Annotated in this window: 18 protein-coding genes; 13 read left to right on the top strand and 5 right to left on the bottom strand. The window is 70.2% G+C overall.

The features are described from left to right. Positions 1–33: 33 nt before the first annotated feature. The 4 genes from G361_RS0111150 (at position 34) to G361_RS0111135 (ending at position 4,929) form a co-directional block, all read left to right on the top strand. Positions 34–1,206, top strand: a complete 1,173-nt coding sequence (locus G361_RS0111150; protein ID WP_019927163.1) for a spirocyclase AveC family protein — start codon at positions 34–36, stop codon at positions 1,204–1,206. Positions 1,207–1,231: 25 nt separating this feature from the next. Continuing rightward, complete coding sequence (locus G361_RS0111145) at positions 1,232–2,038, top strand: CbbQ/NirQ/NorQ/GpvN family protein (RefSeq protein ID WP_036494103.1); 807 nt, start codon at positions 1,232–1,234, stop codon at positions 2,036–2,038. Next, positions 2,035–3,720, top strand: a complete 1,686-nt coding sequence (locus tag G361_RS0111140; protein WP_019927161.1) for a nitric oxide reductase activation protein NorD — start codon at positions 2,035–2,037, stop codon at positions 3,718–3,720. The genes G361_RS0111145 and G361_RS0111140 overlap by 4 nt, the downstream gene beginning before the upstream one ends. A 93-nt stretch (positions 3,721–3,813) precedes the next feature. Beyond that, positions 3,814–4,929 (top strand): NAD(P)-dependent oxidoreductase, encoded by a 1,116-nt coding sequence (locus tag G361_RS0111135; protein WP_019927160.1) that lies wholly within the window; start codon positions 3,814–3,816, stop codon positions 4,927–4,929. A 160-nt stretch (positions 4,930–5,089) separates the two neighbouring features. Here G361_RS0111135 and G361_RS50275 read toward each other — a convergent pair whose 3' ends face one another. After that, positions 5,090–5,476 carry a nuclear transport factor 2 family protein gene (locus G361_RS50275; protein WP_019927159.1) on the bottom strand — a complete coding sequence of 129 codons (387 nt, stop codon included), beginning with the start codon at positions 5,474–5,476 and terminating at the stop codon, positions 5,090–5,092. Positions 5,477–5,772: 296 nt separating this feature from the next. Here G361_RS50275 and G361_RS0111125 point away from each other — a divergent pair, with 296 nt between their 5' ends. The 4 genes from G361_RS0111125 (at position 5,773) to G361_RS49325 (ending at position 9,333) form a co-directional block, all read left to right on the top strand. After that, a complete protein-coding gene (locus G361_RS0111125) occupies positions 5,773–6,588 on the top strand; it encodes an alpha/beta fold hydrolase (protein WP_155981405.1) in 816 nt (271 codons plus the stop codon). Between the two features lie 64 nt (positions 6,589–6,652). Continuing rightward, the gene (locus tag G361_RS0111120; protein WP_019927157.1) at positions 6,653–7,453 is read left to right on the top strand and encodes an alpha/beta hydrolase; all 801 of its coding nucleotides are present in this window, start codon (positions 6,653–6,655) and stop codon (positions 7,451–7,453) included. A gap of 5 nt (positions 7,454–7,458) precedes the next feature. Next, complete coding sequence (locus tag G361_RS0111115) at positions 7,459–8,238, top strand: SDR family oxidoreductase (protein ID WP_019927156.1); 780 nt, start codon at positions 7,459–7,461, stop codon at positions 8,236–8,238. A gap of 99 nt (positions 8,239–8,337) precedes the next feature. After that, the gene (locus G361_RS49325; protein ID WP_019927155.1) at positions 8,338–9,333 is read left to right on the top strand and encodes a hypothetical protein; all 996 of its coding nucleotides are present in this window, start codon (positions 8,338–8,340) and stop codon (positions 9,331–9,333) included. On the opposite strand, the gene G361_RS48230 is transcribed toward G361_RS49325, so the two are convergent. The 3 genes from G361_RS48230 to G361_RS0111100 all read right to left on the bottom strand — a co-directional run bounded on the left by G361_RS48230 (position 9,248) and on the right by G361_RS0111100 (position 11,879). After that, complete coding sequence (locus G361_RS48230; RefSeq protein ID WP_081635356.1) at positions 9,248–9,994, bottom strand: cytochrome b/b6 domain-containing protein; 747 nt, start codon at positions 9,992–9,994, stop codon at positions 9,248–9,250. The genes G361_RS49325 and G361_RS48230 overlap by 86 nt on opposite strands. Continuing rightward, positions 9,981–10,688, bottom strand: coding sequence for a molybdopterin-dependent oxidoreductase (locus tag G361_RS0111105; RefSeq protein ID WP_019927154.1), 708 nt, complete (start codon positions 10,686–10,688; stop codon positions 9,981–9,983). The genes G361_RS48230 and G361_RS0111105 overlap by 14 nt, the downstream gene beginning before the upstream one ends. A gap of 138 nt (positions 10,689–10,826) precedes the next feature. Beyond that, on the bottom strand, positions 10,827–11,879 hold the full coding sequence (locus tag G361_RS0111100; protein WP_019927153.1) for an alpha/beta fold hydrolase: 1,053 nt from the start codon (positions 11,877–11,879) through the stop codon (positions 10,827–10,829). An 88-nt stretch (positions 11,880–11,967) separates the two neighbouring features. On the opposite strand from G361_RS0111100, the gene G361_RS49320 reads away from it, so the two are divergent. The 3 genes from G361_RS49320 to G361_RS0111085 are packed head-to-tail and all read left to right on the top strand — an operon-like array spanning position 11,968 to position 17,424. Next, a complete protein-coding gene (locus G361_RS49320; protein WP_155981404.1) occupies positions 11,968–12,114 on the top strand; it encodes a hypothetical protein in 147 nt (48 codons plus the stop codon). Next, positions 12,111–14,645: an AAA family ATPase gene (locus G361_RS43185; protein WP_019927151.1), complete on the top strand. Its 2,535-nt coding sequence runs from the start codon at positions 12,111–12,113 to the stop codon at positions 14,643–14,645. The genes G361_RS49320 and G361_RS43185 overlap by 4 nt, the downstream gene beginning before the upstream one ends. A 1-nt stretch (position 14,646) precedes the next feature. Beyond that, positions 14,647–17,424 (top strand): LuxR family transcriptional regulator, encoded by a 2,778-nt coding sequence (locus G361_RS0111085; protein ID WP_019927150.1) that lies wholly within the window; start codon positions 14,647–14,649, stop codon positions 17,422–17,424. Between the two features lie 12 nt (positions 17,425–17,436). Here G361_RS0111085 and G361_RS0111080 read toward each other — a convergent pair whose 3' ends face one another. Continuing rightward, positions 17,437–18,177, bottom strand: coding sequence for a MerR family transcriptional regulator (locus tag G361_RS0111080; protein ID WP_019927149.1), 741 nt, complete (start codon positions 18,175–18,177; stop codon positions 17,437–17,439). Between the two features lie 160 nt (positions 18,178–18,337). On the opposite strand from G361_RS0111080, the gene G361_RS0111075 reads away from it, so the two are divergent. Together G361_RS0111075 and G361_RS43180 are read left to right on the top strand one after the other, a co-directional pair. Then, positions 18,338–19,789 carry an amino acid permease gene (locus G361_RS0111075; RefSeq protein ID WP_019927148.1) on the top strand — a complete coding sequence of 484 codons (1,452 nt, stop codon included), beginning with the start codon at positions 18,338–18,340 and terminating at the stop codon, positions 19,787–19,789. Between the two features lie 125 nt (positions 19,790–19,914). Then, entirely contained in the window at positions 19,915–21,774 is a 1,860-nt protein-coding gene (locus tag G361_RS43180; protein WP_019927147.1) for a serine/threonine-protein kinase, read from the top strand. The last annotated feature ends 5 nt before the right edge of the window (positions 21,775–21,779 follow it).

Below are 21,779 nucleotides of genomic sequence, written 5' to 3'. Positions count from 1 at the left end.
GTCGGATATCGCAGTCCGGAAGGAGGCAGTGTCGTGACCGACCTGTCGGAGAAGATCGAAGCACCCGCCCTCACCGAATCACTCAGTGCCGCAACCTCTCTGGGCGCCCCGGCGCGGCCCGGAGTCACACCGGTCCGGCTCTGGGCCGCCCTCGGCGGTCTGATCCTGGCTTTCCAGCTCTACGTATGGATCCGGTGGCTCACCGGGCCCAATTTCGTTCGCGTGCCCAAGGGGCCGAGTGATCCGCCGACGCTGATGAAGGCGATCCTGCTGACCTGGACGATCGTGATCCTGGTCGGCCTGCCGGTCGGCATCTACTGGTTCATCGTCCGGCCGTGGCGGCGGGAGCGGCGCATCACCACCGACGGCATGCTGCTGGTGGCCTGTGGCCTGCTGTTCTTCCAGGATCCGCTGCTGAACTACGTCAATACCTGGAGCACCTACAACACCTGGATGTGGAACCGGGGTTCCTGGGTTCTCGACATCCCGGGCTGGCGGTCGTTCGGCGCACCCGGCCATATGATGGCCGAGCCGTTGCTGATGAATGCGCCGGGTTATTCCTACGGGGTGCTGCTGTGCACGATCCTCGGTTGCTGGATCATGCGCCGCACCAAGAAGCAGTGGCCGAATATCGGTAACGCCGGGCTGATCGGCGTATTGATCGTGTGGTCGATCTTCTTCGATCTGGTGATCGAGGGTTTGTTCCTGATGCCGATGGGACTGTTCACCTATCCCGGTGCGATCAAGTCGTTGTCAATCAATGCCGGTCATTACTACCAGTGGCCGGTGTACGAGGGGCTGATGTGGGGGGCCGTGCAGGCGGGGCTGTGCGCGCTGCGGTATTTCACCGACGACCGGGGGCGGACCTTCGTCGAACGTGGTCTCGAACGGGTCGAGGGCCGGTCGGTGACCAGGCAGTTCACCCGATTCCTGGCGATCTTCGCCGCCTGCTCGACCTTCTTCTTCGTCTTCTACAACCTGCCCGCACAGTGGTTCGGGATGCACGCCGAATCGTGGCCCGCCGATATCCAGAAGCGCTCGTATTTCATGATGGGCATCTGCGGTGACGGGACCGGCCGGTTGTGCCCCGATCCCGCATTGCCGATCCCGGCGCGGAATTCCGCCACCATCGGGCCCGACGGCAAGGTCGTGCTTCCGCCCGGTGTCACCTTGCCGACCATCGTTCCCTTCGAGCACGGGCACTGAGAATTTCGACGTGAGGAGTGTGGATATGGCTACTGCCGTGCTGTCCGAGCCGAGGGCGCCGTTCTACCGGTCGGTGGGTGACGAGGCGGAGGTCTTCCGCGCCGCGGCCGGCCGGGGTCTGCCGGTGCTGCTGAAAGGACCCACCGGATGCGGGAAGACCCGTTTCGTGCAGGCGATGGCCCACGAGCTCGGCCGTGAGCTGATCACCGTCGCCGGGCACGAGGACATGACCTCGGCGGACCTGGTGGGCCGGTTCCTGCTCAAGGGTGGCGAAACGGTCTGGGTGGACGGGCCTTTGACGCGCGCGGTGCGGGCGGGGGCGATCTTCTATCTGGACGAGGTGGTGGAGGCCCGCCAGGACACGACCGTGGTCATCCACCCGCTGGCCGATCACCGCCGGGAGTTGCCGGTCGATCGGCTCGGCGTCATCGTGCCCGCGGCGCCGGGTTTCCAGCTGGTGATCTCCTACAACCCCGGCTATCAGAGTGTGCTGAAGAACCTCAAGGAATCGACCCGCCAGCGTTTCGTCGCCATCGCCCTCGACTTCCCGCCGCCGGAGATCGAGACGGAGATCGTCGCGCGCGAGGCCGGAATCGACACCGGCACAGCGCAATCCCTGGTCACTCTCGCGCAGGCCATCCGGACGCTGGACGGTTCCCCACTGCGTGAGGTGTCCTCGACCCGGATGCTGATCCTCGCCGGCGGACTCGTCGCGGAGGGACTGAGCCTGCGCAGCGCCGCGCAGGCCGCCGTCGTGCAGACCCTCTCCGACGACGCGGAGATCGTGCGCGCGCTCGGCGAACTCGTCGACGCCGTCCTGCCGCGGCCGTGACCGGCTCCGAACCCATCGGGCCCGAACGGTTCCGGTTGCTGGCCGGATTCCTCGCCGGTCGGGCCGTGCAGGTCGCCGAGGCGGCGGCGGGTGTGGCGGCGCACACCGACGGCCGGGTCGTATTCGTCTCGGCCGGTCGGCCGCCGGCCGAACAGCGGCGCGAGATGCTCGTGCAGAGCGCCCTGCTGGGGGCCGGGAGCCTGGAGCCGCGAATGGTCAAGGCGCTGTGGGGACGTCCCGGGGTGGCCCGCCGCTATCTGGCGCTGGAGGGCCGGCGGGTGCTCGCCGATCTGGCCGGGCGGCTGCCACTCGCCGCGGACCTCGCCGGCCACGAGGCGCCGCGCACGGCGACCGCGGACGAATCGCTCGCGCTGGCCGGAAGCCGTGCGGCGGTGGCGGATCCGCCGCCGTGGTTCGGTGTGATCAAGCCGTCCCGGCGGCCGGCCGCCGGTGGCCCCGGCACCCGGGCCACCGACGCCGAACTGCGCCTGGACTTCCGTCCCACCGACACTCCCGACGCCGACGAGGACGGCGACGACGAGCAGTCCGAGCCGAGCAGGATCCTGAAACTGTTCGACAATCCGCTCGGCTCACGGACTCTGGCGGACTACATCCGCAGACTGCTCGGCAGTACCCGCTCGGCCGGTGACGGCGCGGCCGGTGCGGAGACACCGGTCCGTGCGCTGCGGCGGGCCGCCGTCGGTGCGCACGGCCGGCCGCTGCCCACGCGAATCCGGTTCACCGACAACGGAAAACCCGCTGCCGCGATCGGTGTCGGCGGTGCGCTGCATCCGGAGTGGGACGTCCATCGCCACCGGTATCGGCCCGAGTGGTGCCGGGTCGTCGACTTCCCGCTGGCCGCGGCCACCGACAGCACCGGCGTCGGTGTGCCGCGTGACGAGGTGCTGCGCGCACGTCTGGCCCGGGTCGGTCTCGGGCCGAAGGTGCTGCGCGGCCGTCCCGACGGTGACGATCTCGACCTGGAAGCGCTCGTCGATCTGTTCGTCGACGTGCGCAGCGGCTACTCGCCACCGGAACATGTCCACCTCGAACGTCGCAAACTCGCCCGCGATCTCGGCGTGCTCGTCCTCCTCGACGCCTCGGGATCGGCCACCGACGCCGATCTCGCCGGCCGATCCGTGCACGACCACCAGCGCCGGGCCGCCGCGGTACTGACCGCGACGCTGGCGGAGCTCGGCGATCGAGTTGCCCTGTACGCCTTCCGATCCCAGGGCCGGCATGCCGTGCACCTGCCCGCGATCAAGACCTTCGGTCAGCGGTTCGACGCGGCGGCCCGAGCCCGGCTCGACCGGTTGCAGCCCTCCGGGTACACCCGGCTCGGGGCCGCCATCCGCGGTGCGGGTGACCTGCTCGCCACCGAGGCGGGTACCCCGAGCCGGCTGCTGGTCGTGCTGTCCGACGGCCTGCCCTACGACGACGGCTACGAGGGCCGCTACGCCGAGGCCGATGCCGCGAAGGCCCTCGAGGAACTGCGGATCGACGGGATCGCCTGCCTGTGCCTGTCGATCGGCGCCACCACCACCGCCGACAGCCTCGAACGGGTCTTCGGCTCGACCGGTCACGCCGCCGCTCCGGTGCTGGCCGAGCTGAGTCCGCGGATGGACGAGCTGTTCCTGTCCGCGCTGCGGCAACTGGCCGCACCGGTACAGCGGCGGGCCTGATACCGGGACGCGGCAGATCCGTTGCCGCACAACCACATCCATCCCGATGCCCACGGTGTGCCGGGACGTGACCGAACAGGAGCCGAAAAGCCCATGCCCACTCCGGATTCCACAGACCCGCGCGCCGCGCGCCTCGGCCCGATCCTGGTGACCGGCGCATTCGGCCTGGTGGGCACGGCGACCCTGCGCCGGCTCCTCGACCGGGGATACGCGGTCGTCGCCACCGACCTGGATCTGCCCGCCAACCGCCGTGCCGCCCAACGGTTCTCCGGCCCGGACCTCCGGGTCCGGTGGGCGGATCTGACCGATCCGGGGCAGGTGGACACCGTGATCGGTACCGTCGCTCCGACCCATATCGTGCATCTGGCCGCGATCATTCCGCCCCAGTGCTACCGCAATCCGCGCCTGGCGCGAGCGGTCAACGTCGATGCGACCGCGTCGATCCTGCGCGCGGCCGCCGCGCTGCCCACCCCACCCCGATTCGTGCAGGCCTCGAGTATCGCGGTCCACGGCACCCGTAATCCGCACCGCGTCGACGGGCCGTTGCGGCCCGACAGCCCGATCCGGCCGGTGGATGTCTACGGCGCTCACAAGGCCGAGGCCGAGCGGCTGATCCGATCGTCGCCGCTGGACTGGGTGATCCTGCGCCTCGCGGCGGTGCTGAGCGTGGACCTCGATATCGCCATCAACGCCGATATGCTGCACTTCCAAGCCGCGCTTCCCGGCGACGGCCGGATCCAGACCGTCGACGTCCGCGATATCGCCGTCGCCATCGACGCCGCGCTCACCACATCGGCCACCGGCGAAGCCTTCCTCATCGGCGGCGATGCCACCCACCGGCAGCGCCACCAGGACGTCACCGTCGCGATGGCCGACGCGATCGGGCTGAAGAACGCCTTCCCCGGGGCCAAGCCCGGTAATCCGGACAAGGACGACGACTGGTTCGCCACCGACTGGGTCGACACCGAACGTTCCCAGCAGGTCCTCGGGTTCCAGCAGCACTCCTGGCCCGTCATGCTCGACGAGATCCGGGCCAAAGCGGGCCTGTTGCGATACCTGGCCCGGCCCGCGGCGCCCCTGGTACGGCTGTGGTTGCAGCGACTGTCGCCGTACCGCGGCAACCGGCAGCCGTTCGCCGACCCCTGGAACGCCATCCGGCCCCGGCTCGGCAATCCGTATCCCGACGACTCGATGGAACGGTCCCGATGACGACCCGGCGGGTCGAATCACCGCACCGGGCTCGCGCCCGGTGACGTCCGCGCGCTCGGTGCCGGCGGCGCTGCGCGCCTTCGACGCCCGGGCCGCCCGGATCCGCCGGCCATGACCTGCTTCGTGCCGGCTCGGGCATCGGCGGGGCTAGCCGCCGGGTCTACGTGGTGAGTGCGGCGAGCAGGGCCGTGTCGTCCAGATAGACGGACAGTTCGACGATTCTGCCGTGGCGGATTCGCCAGATGTGGATTTCGGGGACGTCGAAGGGTGTTCCGGTCGAGCGGGTGGTGCCGAGGTGGTAGCCGGCCTGGAGGACGAGGTCTCCGGTGGTGAACAGTTCGCCGGGGTCGATGGTACTGTCCAGGATGGCGTGCGAGTTGGTCAGGTACTCGTGCAGGCCGGTGATGCCGGCGTAGTCGCCGCCGTAGGGCAGTTCCGCACTCTGATGAATTCGGATGTCCGGGTGGGTCAATGCGGTCAGAGTGGCCGTGTCGCCGAGGGCGATGGCGGTGTAGGCCCTGCGGACGATGTCGATCGGTCTGTGCATGCTGTCACCTTCGGGGTAAGTGGCGCATCGTGTTTCGGTACGCGCGGAATGGTGTCGGGTTGCACCGGACGAATCATGTTGGCGGGGTTCGGTCCGGGCGTCTTCGGTCGTCCGACTGCGCGGCGCATCGGTGGTGACTGCGGTCGATCCGGCACGGTGTGAGCAGGAAGCGGACCTGTGCCGGGAGGTCGGCACAGGTATCGACTTCGGTCGATTGACCGAAGCGTGGACGCCGTGGTGGTCCGTATTGTCGATCCGCATACCGCGACAGCGGTGGCGCAGAGGGAGAGACCATCATGAAGACCAGATTCACTTGGAGCCGAATTGTTTTCGCGGCGGTGATCGCGCTGACCCCGGTGGCCGCGACGGTGTCGGTGGTGGTGCCCGCGCAGGCCGCAGGATTGCCCACGATCGTGTTCGTGCACGGCGCGTTCGCCGACTCCAGCGGCTGGGACACCACGATCGCCGAGCTGCGTGATCACGGCTACCGGGCTGTCGCGGTGGACAATCCGCTGCGCGGGGTCGCCTCCGACGCGGATGCCGTGCGCGCGGCGCTGGAGGCGATTCCGGGGCCGATCGTGCTGGTCGGGCACTCCTACGGGGGTGCGGTGATCACCAACGCCGCTCGTGGCGTACCGAATGTGCAAGCCTTGGTGTATGTCGGGGCGTTCCTGCCCGACCAGGGTGAAAGTATCACCACCGCCGTCGATCCCGTCCGTTTCCCCGGCGGGCTACTGGGCCCGGCGACCATCGACATCCGGCCCCGCGCCGGCACCGTCGACCCCGATGTGTACATCAAGACCGAGGACTTCGCGCAGGTGTTCGCCGCCGACGTGGCCCCGGCCCAGCAGCAGCGGATGGCCGCGACCCAGCATCCGCTGGCGCTGACCGCGCAACTGGATCCCTCCGGACCGCCGGCATGGCGGACGGTCCCGTCCTGGGACCTGATCACCCTCGACGACAACGCGATTCCGCCGGCCGGGCAGGAATACATGGCAGAGCGCGCGCACGCTCGTGTCGAACGGGTGCATTCCTCGCATGCGGTGATGGTCGCCCATCCCGAGGCCGTCACCGCGATCGTCCTCGACGCCGCGGCGACCGTCACCGGATAACCGTCCCGCACCGACTGAACCGTCTCCGGACAACCACTCCGCACCGACAGAACAGGAACACATCATGAGCACGACGAAGCCCCCGGTGGTATTCATCCACGGACTGTGGCTGCATCCCGACTCCTGGCAGCCGTGGATCGAGCGGTTCGCCGCCGCCGGCTACACCGCGATCGCCCCCGGCTGGCCCGGGGTCGCCGCGACCGTCGCCGACAGCCGCGAGAATCCCGACGCCATCGCCGATCGAGGCATCGATGCCGTGGACGCGCACTACACCGACATCATCAGCGGGCTGCCGGCCGCGCCGATCGTCATCGGTCACTCGTTCGGCGGCATGATCGCCCAGAAGCTGCTCGGCGAGGGTACCGCCGCCGCCGCGATCGGTATCGACGCCGCGCAGATCAAAGGTGTTCTGCCGCTGCCGTTGTCGTCGCTGCACGCGACGCTGCCGGTGTTCCGCAACCCGGCCAACATCCACCGCGCGGTCGAACTGACCGAGGACCAGTTCCGGTACGCCTTCGGCAACGCCGTGCCCGAATTGGAATCCAAGGAGCTGTTCGCCCGCTACACGATCCCGGCACCCGGACGGCCGTTGTTCGAGGCCGCCGTGGCGAATTTCTCCCTGCACTCGCCCGCGAAGGTGCAGACCGACCGCGACACCGGCGCGCCGTTGCTGCTGATCGCCGGGGGACAGGACCACACTGTGCCCGAGGTGATCACCAAAGCGACGCTGAAGCAGTACCGGCACACCGACGCCCCCACCGACCTCATCGAATTCCCCGACCGCGGGCATTCGCTGACCATCGACCACGGCTGGGCCGAAGTTGCCGACGCCTGCCTGACCTGGTTGGCCGAAAGGGGCTTCTGATCCATATGGAACTCGAACTCGATGGCCGCGTGGCGGTGGTCACCGGCGCCAGCCGCGGCATCGGGCTCGCGACCGTGCGCGCGCTGGCGGCGGCCGGCGCGCGCGTGGTAGCGGGCGCGCGCCGCTTCGGCGACGAACTGGACGACCTCACCGAAACCGGTGCGGTACAACGGATCACGGTCGACCTCGGTACCGCCGACGGCCCGGCGCGGCTGATCGCCGCGGCGGGGGATCGCATCGACATCCTCGTCAACAACGTCGGCGGCGCACCCCCGCGCACCGACGGGTTCCTCAGCGTCACCGACGCCGAATGGCAGCACACGCTGGAGCTGAATCTGCTCACCGCGGTGCGTGCCGTCCGCGCGGCACTGCCGGTGATGGTCGCCGCCGGTAGCGGCAACATCGTGTCCATCGGCTCGGTCAACGCCACGCTGCCGGAACCGCTCGTGATCGACTACAGCGCCGCCAAGGCCGCGCTGATCGCCTTCTCGAAGGGATTGTCGAAAGAGTTCGGGCCGCGCGGGATCCGGGTCAACACCATCAGTCCGGGACCGGTCGCCACCGATCTGTGGCTGGCGGCGGACGGCGTCGCCGCCACCGTCGGCAAGGCCTCCGGCACCGATCCCGGTGATGTCGCCGCCGGTGCCGCGGCCGCCACCGTGACCGGGCGATTCTCCAATCCGGACGAGGTCGCCGCCCTGGTCGTCGTGCTCGCCGGCGATCGCGCCGCGAACATCACCGGTGCCGACTTCCGTATCGACGGCGGCTACATCCCCACCTGGTAACCCGTTGTCTCCACTGGGGACAGCACCTGTGCGGGCCGGATGCCGGCGGGTAGCATCCGGACTCGCAACTGTTGCCGGGGTCGATGGGGGCGAGGGCACGTGGAGGGGGAGTTCGCCGAGTCCAAGAAGCTCATGTCCGCGGTGGGGGACGCCGTGGCCGGGCGATCTCGGAAAGCCGTGCGGGCCATCGCGGATCGGTACGGCCGGGCCGGTGGGGATCTGGCCCATACCGCGGTATCCGCGGACGGTGGTGATGTCGCGGGCATTCGGGCCGTCGGTGGCATTCCGCGGGAGGACCTCCGGGTCGCCGAGGGAATTCCGGTGCCGGACAATCCGGTTCCGGTCGCCGATCTGCGTACGCAGGTGAAGATGCCGGTGGCCCGGCCGGAACCGGACGGCGGCTTCTCGGGGATCGACGAGGGTGGAAATGTCGTCCGGTTCGAGCCGGAACATGTTGCCGGCCAGGAGTTGAAGGATGCGAAGGGCAACGTCATCGGGGTGACGTACGCGTCCGGTGACGACGCCGAACTCGCGCGCCGGTGGGCGAGCCGGGGATATCGGCGCGGGGATCGGCTGGTGGATCTGCGATATCGGGAGCGGGGCGGTCGTCACTGGCTCCACGCGGACACCTGGGATACGTTGTGGCGCAAGCCGGGAGCGAAGCCTCCGCTCTACGTGCACGTCGCGAGCGACTCCCGGGACTTCCACATCACCCTCGGCAAGGGGGTCGGGCCGTGGCGCAGGTCCACGGCCCTGCGGGTCGACGGGGCGACGCTCGGTCGGATTCTGGTGCAGGACAAGCGGTTCGGGCATGCCCTGGCGGCCACCGACCGTGATTCGATCGTCTTGCTGTCCGGCAGTGCGGCCTACGAGGAGGGCGAGGCGGCGCGGTCGGTGGCCGGGTATCTGCATGGGGAGGCCGGGGTGACCGCCGATGTCTACGCGCCGACCGCGCGGATCTGGCTCGTCGCTCCCGACGGGTGGCCTGAATCGGAACTGCGGGCGGAGATCATGACCGATCCCGAGGACGAATACGGCGAGACCTGGCTGGGCGAGCCGTTCCGCCGATACCGCGCGCCCGCTCGGCCGGGGTAGGGACGGCCGGGGTGAGCGGTGCGCGCCGGGCCGGTGGCCGATCCTCGGTCAGCCATCGGGGGTGCTCCCGGGCCGCCCAGCGCCGGTCGACGTATCCGGTGCGCATGCCGCGCCGCGCCTGCGGATCCCGCAGCGCCAGCCGGATGTGACCGGCCAGCACGACCACGATCGCCCAGGCGAGGACGTCGTGCACGAAGATCGCGCTGGTCCGGGAGATGGCCGGTAGCAGGTGCACGAACCACATCAGCAGGCCGGTGCCCAGCATCACCAGCACGGCGCCCGCGATCCAGCCCGCGTAGATCTTCTGTCCCGCATTGAATTTGCCGGCGGGGCGGTCCGCCGGACCGGTCCGGCCGCGGCGGACCGCGCGCAGCCAGCGCCGGTCGTAGGGCGCGAAGCGGTTCAGCCTGCGCAGGTCGGCGCGGAAGGCGGGCGCGAACAGGCCCAGCAGGACCGGTATCGGCAGGAGTATGCCGGACCATTCGTGGACGGTGACCATGAGGCCACGCCGGCCCACCACTTGCGCCAGCGGTCCGATGTACAGGAAGGCGGCGGTGGTGGCGCACAGCAGCATCAGTGTTCCGGTGGCGCGGTGGACCATTCGCTCGGCCGTGGTGAACCGGCGCACGCGGTGCTGTTCCCGCGGTTCAGTGGGCGTCATCGAGCCAGCCGTCGACGTCGTATCCGCGCTGTTCCCAGTAGCCGGGGACGACCCGGCCGGTGACCGAGACACCGGAGAGCCATTTGGCGGACTTGTAGAAGTACATCGGCGCCACATAGAGCCGGACCGGGCCGCCGTGCTCGTGCGTGATCGGTGCGTCCTGCATCCGCAGGGCCACCAGCACATCGTCGCGCCGGGCCTGCTCCAGCGTGAGACTTTCGGTGTACGCACCGTCGAAACAGCCGAAGCTCAAGGCTTCTCCGCCCGGTCCGACCCCGGCGTCGTCCAGCAGATCGGACAGCTTCACCCCGTCGAACGGCACCTTCGCCACGCGCCAGCCGTCGGTGCACCGCACGTCGTGGACGACCCGGGTCTGCGGAAAGGCGCGCAGGTCCGCGAGCGTGTACGTCCGCGGCCGGTGCACCAGGCCGTCGATGGTCAGCGCGTAGTCGGTCTCGCCCTTGCGCGGGACCGAGCCGACGACACTGTAGTAGCGGAACCCGCCCGGGTTCGGGAGCAGACCGGTGAGACCGGTCGGATCCAGCTGAGATGCCTTGCCCAGCAAGCCTTCCCAGCCTGCCTGCAGATACGGCGCCGCGGCCAGTCCCGCCGCGCCGGCGCCGAGCATGCCCAACAGCGTCCGGCGGCCCACGGGTGCCCCGCGCGGTGTGTTCTCGGGTTCGGTCTCCGGCATCGTCGAGTTCCTTCCTTGAAATGTCTGCGTGGCCCGGTGATCGAGGCGCCGTCCTGCGAGCCGCACAGCACCGATCGACCGCGCTCGGCGGTGGCTCGGGGCCATCGGAGCGGCGGGATCGGTTGTGTGGCTGAGATTTCAGAGGTGGTCGGCGTCGATGATGGCTTGCGCGAATGGTTTCGGTGCTTCTTGTGGGACGTTGTGGCCGATGCCGTCGAGGACCCGGTGTTCGTACTTCCCGGTGAATTTGGCGCGGTAGGCCGCACCGTCTCTGGCCGCGCCGTCGAAGTCGCTGCTGAGTGTGATGGTGGGGACGGTGATGGCGGGCCCGGTGGCGAGTTGTTGTTCGTACGAGTCGTATTGCGGTTCACCCGGGGCGAGGCTCAGTCGCCATCGGTAGTTGGAGATGACGATGTCGACATGGTCCGGATTGTCGAACGCGGTGGCGCTGCGGTCGTAGGTGGCGTCGTCGAATTTCCAGGCGGGGGAGGCGTTGCGCCAGATGAGTTTGTTGAAGTCGTGGCGGTTGCGGGTGTAGCCGAGGCGGCCGCGTTCGGTGGCGAAGTAGTACTGGTACCACCAGCCGAGCTCGGCTTCCGGTGGTAACGGCTGCTGTTGCGCGGCCTGCTGGGTGATGAGGTAGCCGCTGACGGCCACCAGAGCCTTCACTCGTTGCGGCCACAGAGCGGCGATGATGTCGACGGTGCGGGCGCCCCAGTCGTATCCGCCGAGGACGGCGTGGTCGAGGTGCAGGGCGTCCATGAAGTCGACGATGTCGCGGGCGATCGCGGATTGCTGCCCGTTGCGGACGGTCTGCGGGTCGCGGAAGGTGGTCGTGCCGTAGCCGCGCAGGTAGGGGACCAGGACCCGGTAGCCGGCGCCGGCCAGGATCGGCCCGACGTCGGCGTAGCTGTAGGGGTCGTAGGGCCAGCCGTGGAGCAGGACGACCGGTTGCCCGGTGGCAGGCCCGTATTCGGCGTAGCCGATGTTGAGGACCCCGGCGTCGATCTGCTTGACCGGCCCGAGGGTGGTGTTGGCGCCGGATCCGGTGCGCAGCGCGGCACCGGCGGTGGTGGTGGCCGGTGCGGGCGTGGTGCCGGTATCCGACGCGCATGCCGACAGTGCGGTCGCGGTGAGGGCTGCGGCGCCGGTGGCGACGGCGCCGCCGAAGAATCGTCTGCTGATGTCCATGCCCCGACGCTATGAGCGCAGGCGGGTGTCGGCGAGCGTCGAATGACGTAACGCGTGTCGGTGCGTGGCGGGCCGGTCGGGGAGCGGTGTGCTTCCGAGCGAGCAGCAGCGCCGCGCGATCACCGCGCGCACCGAGCCCGAGCTCCGGGAATGCGAGGCGCAGGCCCGCCCGCCGGAACCACAGTCGTTCGACGCATTGGCCCAGCGGGCGCCGACCGCTACGTTGTCGGGATGACCAGCCAATTGTTCGGCCGGGACCGGGAAGTTCGGGTCCTGACCGAGGCGCTGCGCCAGGTGTCCGACGGAGGCACGGGTCAGTGCCGCGTGCTGCTCGGGGACCCCGGTATCGGTAAGACGGCGCTGCTCCAGGCCACTCGGGAGCTCGCCCGCGGCCAGGGGTTCCGGGTGCTGGCGGCCGGCGGCGTGCAGTCCGAGGCGCAGCTGCCGTACGCGGGGTTGCACCAGATCCTGCGGCCACTGCTGCGGTCGGCGACCGGTGTGCCGGATCAGCGCAGGCTGTCGCTGCTGACCGCGTTCGGTCTGGCCGAGGGGGAGCGGCCCGACATCTACGGCGTCGCCCTGGCGGCGGTGGACCTGCTCGCGGCGGCCGCCACCGAGCGGCCGGTGGCCATCCTCGTCGACGATGTGCAGTGGCTGGACGCGCAGAGCCAGGAAGTGCTCACGTTCCTCGCTCATCGCAGCGCGTCGTTCCGGATCGCCGTCGTCGGGGCCGTCCGGAACGGGTATCCGGGGCCGTTCGTCGCGGCCGGGCTCCCCGAACTGGCGGTCGCCAGCGTCGACGAGGACGCCGCCGACGAGATCCTGCGCAGCGTGGCCGGTCTGTCCGGGGTGTCGGACCGGCGTCGCGTCAAGGATCAGGCGCAGGGCAATCCGCTGGCCCTGCTCGAACTGCCGGAGACGTTCGCCGGGGTGGCCTATCCGGAGACGCAGGAATGGCAGCCGCTCACCGCCCGGCTGGAGCGGGCATTCGGGAGCCGGGTGGCCGAACTGGACCCGGCGGCCCGGGACGCGCTGCTGATCGCGGCCGTCGACCCGGTCGACGATCTGACCGAGATCCTGTCCGCCATGGCCGTGCTGCGAGGAGCGCCGGTCCCGGCCGACATCCTGGATCCGGCCGTGGCGGTCGGACTGGTCCGGGTCGAGCACGGCCGGCTGGTGCTGCGCCATCCGCTGGTCCGCTCCGGCGTGCTCCAGGCCGAGACGCGGGAGCGCCGGCATGCCGCCAACGCCGCCGTCGCGGCGGTACTGGACGCCGATCCGTACCGGCGGGCCTGGCATCGCGGACAGTCGATCGTCGGACCCGACGACGAGATCGCCGACGAACTGGAAGCGACTGCCGCGCTGGCCCTCGGCCGGGGCGCGGCGATGTCCGCGATCGGCCTGCTCCAGCGGTCCGCGCAGCTCACCACCGACTCGGCCCATCGCGGGCATCGGCTGCTGGTGGCCGCGGAGCACGCGTTCAGCGTCGGCCGCCAGGACCAGGTGGGTCTGCTGGTGACGGCCGCCGAACGCTGCGACCTGTCCGAACTCGACTGGGCGCGGGCGCAGTGGTTGCGCGAGATCTTCCACGACGGCGTACCCGGTGACGCCGACCGGGTCCACCAGCTCTGCGAGGTGGCGCGGCAGGCCGGCGCCGCGGGCGATCACGACCTGGCGTTGAATCTGCTGTTCGGGGCGTCGCTGCGGTGCTGGTGGGCCGATACCGGGCCGCAGGCGCGCGCCGATGTGCTCGCCACCGTGAGATCCCTGGACGGCGGGGTGGATCTGGCCCGGCACCACCGGTATGTGGCCACGCTCGCGCTCGCCGGGCCGGTGGTCGAGTGCGGGACCGTCGTGGATCTGCTGTCCGGCATCGATCCGGTCGAGATCGCCGACGGCGACGCGCTGCGGGTCTTCGGCATCGCCGCCACCGCGATCGGCGACCCCGTCCGCAGCCTGGCCTTCCTCGGCCGGGCGGAGACGGTGCTGCGCAGCCAGGGCCGGCTGGCGCTGCTGTCCCAGGTGCTGTCGCTGTGCGTGGTCAACCGGCTGCACACCGGCGACTGGGAGGGCGCGCAGGCCGCCGCGGGCGAGGGGGAGCGGCTGGCGAAGGAGACCGGCCAGCCGATCTGGCGCACCGGCGCGCTCGCCTGCGACGCGTTGAGCAGCGCGTTCCGGGGCGACACCGATCAGGCGCTCAGCCATGTGGCCGAGGTGGAGGCGACCGCGAGCCGGCAGCGGTTGAACCAGTTGCTGTCGATTTCGCAACTCGCGAAGGGGGCCGCGCTGTGGGCCGCCGGACGGTACGAGGAGGCGTATCGGGAACTGGCCCGGATGTTCCGCACCGGCGAACCGAGTTTCCATCAGCGGGAGCGGTTCGGCGGTGTGATGTTCCTCGCCGAGGCGGCGGTCCGGGCGGGCCGGAAAGCCGACGCGACCGCCTTGATAGCAGAGTTGTCGCAGGTCGCCGCCCTGGCACCGTCGCCGCTGCTGCTGGTCCATCTCCGTTATGCTCGCGCTGTGCTCGCAGCTGACGTCTCCGCCGATCCGCTCTACGCGGACCTGACCGACCAGGATTTCACCGGTTGGCCGTGGCCCGCGGCCTGTGCGGACCTGGCGCTCGGCGGCCGGCTGCGGCGACTCGGCCGACATACGGAAGCGGTGACGGCATTGCGGCAGGCCGTCACCGAGCTCGATCGCATCGGCGCCGGACCGTGGTCCGATCGCGCCCGGGCCGAGCTCGAGGCGGCTGTGAGCGGTTCCTAGCATGTCGGAGGAATCTGATCTGGTAGGCCGGGACAGCGAACTACGGGTGCTCACCGACCTCATCGACCGGGTCGAGGAGGAGGGCGGCGCGATCGTCGTCGTCGGCGACCCCGGCATCGGGAAGACCTCGCTGCTGCGCGCCGCCGCCGCCCACGGGAAGGCCGCCGCGGCCACCGTCCTGTCGGTGGCCGGTATCGAGGCGGAGGCCCATCTCCCGTTCGCGGGCCTGCACCAGCTCCTGCGCCCGATTCTGGCGGAGACCGCCGCGCTGCCGGCGCCGCAGCGGGACGCCCTGCACTCGGCGTTCGGCATGCGCCCGGTCGTGGCGTCCGGCGGTCCGCCGGAGCTGTTCATGATCGCGCTGGCGACCCTGAACGTCCTGACGGACGTGTCGGCCCGGCAGCCGCTGCTCATCGTCGTCGACGACGTGCAATGGCTCGACCGGCCCACCCAGGACGTGCTCGGCTTCGTCGCGCGCCGGCTCGGCAACGATCCCTGCGTCCTGATCGGCGTGGTCCGGGCCGGGTACGACATCGCCTTCGCCGCCACCGATCTGCCGCAGCTGAACCTCGGCCGGCTCGCCGAACCGGACGCCCTCGAACTGCTGGACCGGCACGCGACCGATCTCGGATACGCCGACCGGCAGCGCATCCTGCTGGAGGCGGCCGGTAATCCGCTGGCCCTCACCGAACTGCCGCTGGCGCTGCGCTCGGCGAGCCGGCTGGCGGCCGAACACGGTGAGCAGCCGCCGCATTCGCTGCCGCTGACGGCGCGGCTGGAGCGGGCCTTCGCCGCGCGGCTGGGCGACCTGCCGCCGCGCTGCCGCGACGCCCTGCTGGTCGCGGCGGTCGACGAGGCCGAAGACCTCCGCGAGATCATCGCGGGCGCAACGATTCTCGCCGGACGGGACGTGCAGATCGCGGAGCTGGAACCGGCCGTGACGGCCGGGCTGATCCGGTTCGACGACTTCCGGGTGCACTTCCGGCACCCACTGGTCCGCGCGGCCATCGCCGACAAGGAGTCGGTCACCCGCAAGCGCGCGGCCCACGCGGCGCTGGCCGAGGTGCTCACCGGCGAGCCGTACCGCCGGACCTGGCACCGGGCGCAGTCCATCAGCGGGCAGGACGACGAGGTCGCCGACGAGATGGAACGCGCGCACACCATCCCGCTGCGCCGCGGCTCGGCGGCCGAGGTCATCTGGGCCCTGGAGCGGTCCGCCGAACTCAGCACCGATTCGGCCATCCGCGGGCGGCGGCTGATGCTCGCCGCCGAGCACGCCTTCGGCCTCGGCCGCGCCGACCTGGTCGACCAGCTGCTGGAACGGGCCGGCCGGACCACGCTGTCCCGGCTCGACCAGGTGCGGATGCAGTGGCTGCGGGAGATCTTCCACGACGGCGTGCCCGGCGACGCCGAACACGTCTTCCGGCTGTGCGCGGCCGCGCAGGAGGCGATCGATGCGGAGGATTCGGCGCTCGCGCTGAACCTGTTGCAGGCGGCCGGGCTGCGCTGCTGGTGGTCCGACACCGGTCCGGAGGCCCGGGTCCGGGTCTGCGAGGTGGCCCGCCGGATCGACTGCCCGCCCGACGACGCCCAGCTCACCGCGATCTTCAGCATCGCCGACCCGCTGACCGAGTACCAGACGGTGGCCGACCGCCTGGCGCGGGTGCGGCTGGAGAGCATCACCGACCCCGCGGCGCTGTGGCTCTACGGTATGGCGGCCGCCGCGATCGCCGACCCGGTGCTCTCGGTCGACTTCCTCGGCCGCGCCGAGACCGTGCTGCGGCAGCAGGGCCGGCTGGGCCTGCTGTCCCAGGTGCTGACCATGAGCGTGATCGACAGCATGGAGATCGGCGACTGGGAGCACGCCTGGGCGGCCGGCGAGGAGGGCCGCCGGCTGGCGGTGGACACCGGGCAGGCGATCTGGGACGCCAGCTCGCAGGCGCTGTACGCCATGTTGCTGGCGTTGCGCGGCGACCACGAGCAGGCAGAGGCGATCGCGGCCGACGCGGAGCGCTCGGCGGCGGGCCGGCGACTCAGCAACCTGCTGGCCCTCGCCCAACTCGCCCGCGGCTTCGCACACATGAGCGCCGGCCGCCCCGAGCCCGCCTACCACGCGCTGCGGCGACTGTTCGACCCCGACGACGCGGCCTTCCACGTGCACGAACGATTCCACGCCGTCAGCTTCCTCGCCGAGGCCGCCGTGCACGCGGGCCTGGCCGACGAGGCCCGCGTGGTGATCGCCGACCTGGAGGTGGAGGCCCGCACGGTCCGCTCACCCATCCTGGTCCGCCAACTCGGTTACGCCCGTGCGGTACTGGCCCCCGAGGACGAGGCGGAGGAGGCCTTCCTCGGCGCGCTCAGCGCGGACCTGACCCGCTGGCCGTGGCTGCGGGCCCGGCTGGAACTGGCCTTCGGTCAGTGGCTGCGCCGCCAGCGCCGGGTCGCCGAGGCCCGCCGGCCACTGCACTCGGCGCAACTCACCTTCGACCTGATCGGTGCCCGCAGCTGGGCCGAGACGACCAGGATGGAACTGCGCGCCGCCGGCGTCCGTACCCAGTCCGCCGCCGGCCAGGCCGCCGGGCTCGCCTCGCTGACGGCCCAGGAACTACAGATCGCCCGCCTCGCGGCAGAAGGTCTGTCGAACAAGGAGATCGGCGTCCGCCTCTACCTGTCGCATCGCACGGTCGGCTCCCACCTGTACCGCATCTACCCCAAACTCGACGTCAGCACCCGCGCCCAACTCGCCGCCCTCCTGGGCACCCGGAACACCGGCGCCTGACTGCCGGATCGGCTAATCGGTCAGTACTCCGGGTAGGTCCCGGCTCACCGCCGACCGGAGATAGCGGTCCACCATGCGGTCGATCAAACCCGTTGCCACCGCACTCGGGCGGGTGCGTGCGACGGCCAGTTCCTCGGCCAGCTTGTCGATGTCGCGCTCCGATCGCGCGGATCGCCGGTACGACCGAATTGCCGTGCGGGCGAACAGGTCGGTGAACTGCCGGGCAATGTGGTCGCAATCGGTGCGCAGCATGTCGATCTCGTCGAGCGCGCGATCGATCGGCAAACCGTCCGCCACCAGTTGGTCGAACAGTTCGATGAGCGCGGGATCGCCCGGCCGGTAACTGATCTCGTCGATCGGCTCGTACAGTCCGGCGGCGACGGCGGCGGCCAAGCCGTCCGGGACGGTTCGGAACCGCTCGGCCAGTTCGGCGGCGGAGATCGTGGCGGTGGCCGAGACCACCGGTGGCGGTGGTGATGTGGCGCCCGCGGATACGCCGAGGATGTCGGCGAGGTCCTCGCCCCGGTCCCACGCTTCCAGGAGGCTCCGCACCCCGGTCAGGGTGATGCCACGGTCGAGCAGCCGGGTCACGATGCGGACCCGGTCCAGGTGCTCGGCACTGTAGAAACCGGTGCGGCCCTTCATCTTCGCGGGCGGGAGGAGGCCGCGCTCGTGGTAGTCGCGCAGCGTGCGAACCGTCATTCCGGCCTGTTCGGCCAGCTCGGCGATCGTCAGTTCGTCGTCCACACTCATGTCCCCCAGCAAACCACAGCGGCACAGGCGAACCGCGCAGACCGCGGCCAGGTTTCGGCGACGTTACGGCTTCGCCGAACTCTTGCTATCTGCCGTCAAATGACGGTAAATAACATCAATCAATGGCACGATCCACCGTTCACCGAAGGAAGACCACCTCATGACCACTGTGAAACCGCCGCGGAGCCAGGACGCTCCCGCGGTGACGTACGACGAGGACGCCGGGTATCACAAGGCGTTGCGGCCCCGGCAGTTGCAGATGATCGCCGTCGGCGGCGCCATCGGCACCGGCCTGTTCCTCGGCGCGGGCGCCCGGTTGAAGGATGCGGGCGCGGGACTGTTCCTGACCTACGCGGTCTGCGGGATCTTCGTGTTCTTCATATTGCGCGCACTGGGAGAACTGGTGCTGCACCGTCCGTCCTCCGGCTCGTTCGTGTCCTATTCCCGTGAATTCTACGGGGAGAAGATGGCTTTCGGCGTGGGCTGGATGTACTTCTTCCACTGGTGCATGACCGGGATCGTCGACATCACCGCGATCGCGACCTACGTGCACTACTGGGGGGCGACCAAGGTCATCCCGCAGTGGACGATCGCGCTGATCGCGCTGGTGATCGTGGTCGCCGTCAACATGGTGTCGGTCAAGTGGTTCGGCGAGATGGAGTTCTGGGCCGCGCTGATCAAGGTGGTCGCGCTGGTCGCGTTCCTGGTCATCGGCATCGTTTTCCTGGTGGGGCGCTTCAAGATTGCGGGCGAGGTCACCGGGCCGAGCGTGATCTCCACGCACGGCGGGCTGTTCCCGCGTGGGGTACTGCCCCTGGTGCTGACCACGACGGGTGTCGTCTTCGCCTATGCCGCAGTCGAACTGGTCGGCACCGCCGCCGGTGAGGCGGAGAATCCGGAGAAGATCATGCCGCGGGCGATCAACTCCGTGATCGCGCGGATCGCGCTGTTCTACGTCGGTTCGCTGGTTCTGCTGTCGATGTTGTTGCCCTACACCGCGTTCAAGTCCGGCACCAGCCCGTTCGTCACGTTCTTCTCGCGGCTCGGCGTGCACGGCGCCGGTTCGGTGATGAACCTGATCGTGCTCACCGCGGCGTTCTCCAGCCTGAACGCGGGGCTCTACTCGACCGGGCGGATCCTGCGCTCGATGTCGGTGAACGGCAGTGCGCCGGCGCTGGCTTCGCGGATGTCGAAGGGTGGTGTGCCCTACATCGGCATCCTCGCCACCGCCACGGTCGCGCTGGCCGGGGTCGGGCTCAACGCGGTGGTACCGGCCAAGGCGTTCGAGATCGTGCTGAACATGTCGGCGCTGGGCACCATCGCCGCGTGGGGCGCGATCCTGCTGTGCCAGTTGAAGTTGTGGTACCTGGCGAAGCAGGGCAAGGTCGAGCGGCCGTCGTTCCGCCTGATGGGCGCGCCGTACACCAGTATCGCGGCGCTGCTGTTCCTGGTGGTGGTGCTCGGCATCATGGCCTTCGGCAAGGACGGCACGCAGCGGGGTGCGCTGATCTCCATGGTCGTGGTGGTGCTGCCGATGATGGTGGGGGGCTGGTTCCTGGCCCGCCGCCGGGTCGCGGCGCTCGCGGCGGGCCGAGAGCACCCGGTGCGATGAGGGGCCGGCCGACTCCTGTTGCACGACGGCGAGTTTCGATCCAGGATCGGCCAATGCCGCGCGACCGTACCGCCCGGTGTGGTCGCGCGGCGCCCCCGCCGTCGAGTCGGAACGGTGTGTCGAGCATGAACGAATTCACTGCGCGCGAGGCGATCGAGCGGGATGAGGACCCGGAAGCCATGCTGCTGGCGAAATGTGAAGTGCCCGAACACAAGCGATTCTGCTGGAGCTGCGGGCAACCGGTCGGACGCGGTGGCGGATCGGCCGCCGCGCTGCGGGGCGCCTGCGAACAGTGCGGTACCCGATACAGTTTCGGACCCGACCTGTTCTCCGGTGATCTGGTCGCGGGCCAGTACGAGGTCCGGGGCTGCCTGGCCTACGGCGGGGTCGGCTGGATCTACCTCGCCCGGGACCGCCGGGTGGGCGGGCGGTGGGTGGTGCTGAAGGGGTTGCGGAATCCGGGTGATCTCGAGGCGCACATCGCGGCGCTGGCGGAGCGGCAGTTCCTGTCCGAGGTGGTGCATCCGGCCATTGTCAAGATCTTCAACTTCGTCACCCACCACGACGCGGCGGGTGTCGGCTGCGGCTACATCGTCATGGAGTACGTGGCCGGACGGTCGCTGGCCGGGGTGCTCGATCAGCGGGGTGCGCCGCTGACCCCGGCCGAGGCGATCAGCTTTCTGCTGAAAGTCCTTCCCGCACTGGACTATCTACATTCGCTGGGGCTGGCCTACAACGATCTGAAGCCGGACAACATCATGGTGAGCCCGGACGAGGTCAAACTCATCGACCTCGGCGCGGTCGCCGCTGTGAATTCCGGCGGATTCCTCTACGGGACACCGGGATTCCAGGCGCCGGAGATCACGCGGACCGGCCCGACGGTGGCCACCGACATCTACACCATCGGCCGGACGCTCGCGGCCCTGACCCGGCCGCCGGGTGCGCCCCGCGATCGGCTCGCCGATCCGGAGTATCCGGCGTTCTCGAAGTTGCTGCGCCGCGCGACACATCCCGATCCGGCGGCGCGCTTCCCTTCCGTCCGAGCCCTCATCGGGCAACTGACCGGGGTGTTGCGAATGATGGTGGTGCAGTTGACCGAAAGCGATCAGCCGCGGGTCTCGGCGGTGTTCGCCGAGCCACGGCAGTCCGATTTCGGCGTCGATCTGATGCTGCGCACCCTGCGCTCGGCGGCCGATGGCGGCCGGCCACAGTTGACCGCAGCGGCGGTCGCGGCCGCGCTGCCCGTCCCGGCGGCGGCCACCTCGGCGCTGGACGATTCGCGCGATCACCGGGGTGGCGACTGGCGGTTCGAATGGTTCGCCGGTCTGACCGAACTGACCGCGGAGGCGCTCGACGCGGCCCATCGCCGGTTCGAGGCGGTGAACGCCATGCTGCCGGGAGAGACCGCTCCGCTGCTGGCGCTCGCGGCCACCGCGGAACTGCTCGGCGACGCCGCCGATCCCGGCGATCGCGACCGCTGGTTCGGCATCGCCACCGAGCACTACCGGACCGTCTGGCAATCCGATCGCACCATCGTGAGCGCCGGGTTCGGGCTGGCCCGGCGACTGCTCGCCGCGGGCGACCGGGAGGCGGCGATCGCCACCCTGCGGCAGGTGCCGGTCCGGTCGAGCGCGTACGACCGGGCGCGGATGACGATCAGTCTGCTGCTGGCCGCGCGGCCACCGGCGGATCTGACCCAGGACCGGCTGGACGAGGCAGCGGCACGCCTGGCCGATCTGGCCCGGGAAGCACGGGTCCTGGAACTGTGCTCGGTGGTCCTGGACAGTGCGCTGCACTGGTTTCTGGCCGGTGGCCGCCCGCAGCGGCCGACGGACACCATCCTCGGTTGCGCCTACGCGGAGCCGGATCTGCGCCGCGGACTGGAGTCGGCGCTGCGCGCGGTGGCGCGGGCGACGCCCGACACGCTGGCCCGGTTCGCGCTGGTGGACCGCGCCAATACGGTCCGCCCGCGCTCGTGGTACTGACCACG

The organism is Nocardia sp. BMG111209 (genome assembly GCF_000381925.1).
Lineage (GTDB): Bacteria > Actinomycetota > Actinomycetes > Mycobacteriales > Mycobacteriaceae > Nocardia.
Note: the sequence above shows the minus strand (reverse complement) of the source record. Positions and strands in the feature narration are given on the sequence as shown.

What these genes read in the sequence shown, in the direction of transcription:
- G361_RS50275 (WP_019927159.1), bottom strand. Translation starts at nt 5,476, where the DNA reads ATGCACAGACCGATCGACATCGTCCGCAGGGCCTACACCGCCATCGCC.
- G361_RS0111145 (WP_036494103.1), top strand. Translation starts at nt 1,232, where the DNA reads ATGGCTACTGCCGTGCTGTCCGAGCCGAGGGCGCCGTTCTACCGGTCG.
- G361_RS0111125 (WP_155981405.1), top strand. Translation starts at nt 5,773, where the DNA reads ATGAAGACCAGATTCACTTGGAGCCGAATTGTTTTCGCGGCGGTGATC.
- G361_RS0111120 (WP_019927157.1), top strand. Translation starts at nt 6,653, where the DNA reads ATGAGCACGACGAAGCCCCCGGTGGTATTCATCCACGGACTGTGGCTG.
- G361_RS0111105 (WP_019927154.1), bottom strand. Translation starts at nt 10,688, where the DNA reads ATGCCGGAGACCGAACCCGAGAACACACCGCGCGGGGCACCCGTGGGC.
- G361_RS0111085 (WP_019927150.1), top strand. Translation starts at nt 14,647, where the DNA reads ATGTCGGAGGAATCTGATCTGGTAGGCCGGGACAGCGAACTACGGGTG.
- G361_RS0111135 (WP_019927160.1), top strand. Translation starts at nt 3,814, where the DNA reads ATGCCCACTCCGGATTCCACAGACCCGCGCGCCGCGCGCCTCGGCCCG.
- G361_RS43185 (WP_019927151.1), top strand. Translation starts at nt 12,111, where the DNA reads ATGACCAGCCAATTGTTCGGCCGGGACCGGGAAGTTCGGGTCCTGACC.
- G361_RS48230 (WP_081635356.1), bottom strand. Translation starts at nt 9,994, where the DNA reads ATGACGCCCACTGAACCGCGGGAACAGCACCGCGTGCGCCGGTTCACC.
- G361_RS0111075 (WP_019927148.1), top strand. Translation starts at nt 18,338, where the DNA reads ATGACCACTGTGAAACCGCCGCGGAGCCAGGACGCTCCCGCGGTGACG.
- G361_RS43180 (WP_019927147.1), top strand. Translation starts at nt 19,915, where the DNA reads ATGAACGAATTCACTGCGCGCGAGGCGATCGAGCGGGATGAGGACCCG.
- G361_RS0111080 (WP_019927149.1), bottom strand. Translation starts at nt 18,177, where the DNA reads ATGAGTGTGGACGACGAACTGACGATCGCCGAGCTGGCCGAACAGGCC.
- G361_RS0111115 (WP_019927156.1), top strand. Translation starts at nt 7,459, where the DNA reads ATGGAACTCGAACTCGATGGCCGCGTGGCGGTGGTCACCGGCGCCAGC.
- G361_RS0111100 (WP_019927153.1), bottom strand. Translation starts at nt 11,879, where the DNA reads ATGGACATCAGCAGACGATTCTTCGGCGGCGCCGTCGCCACCGGCGCC.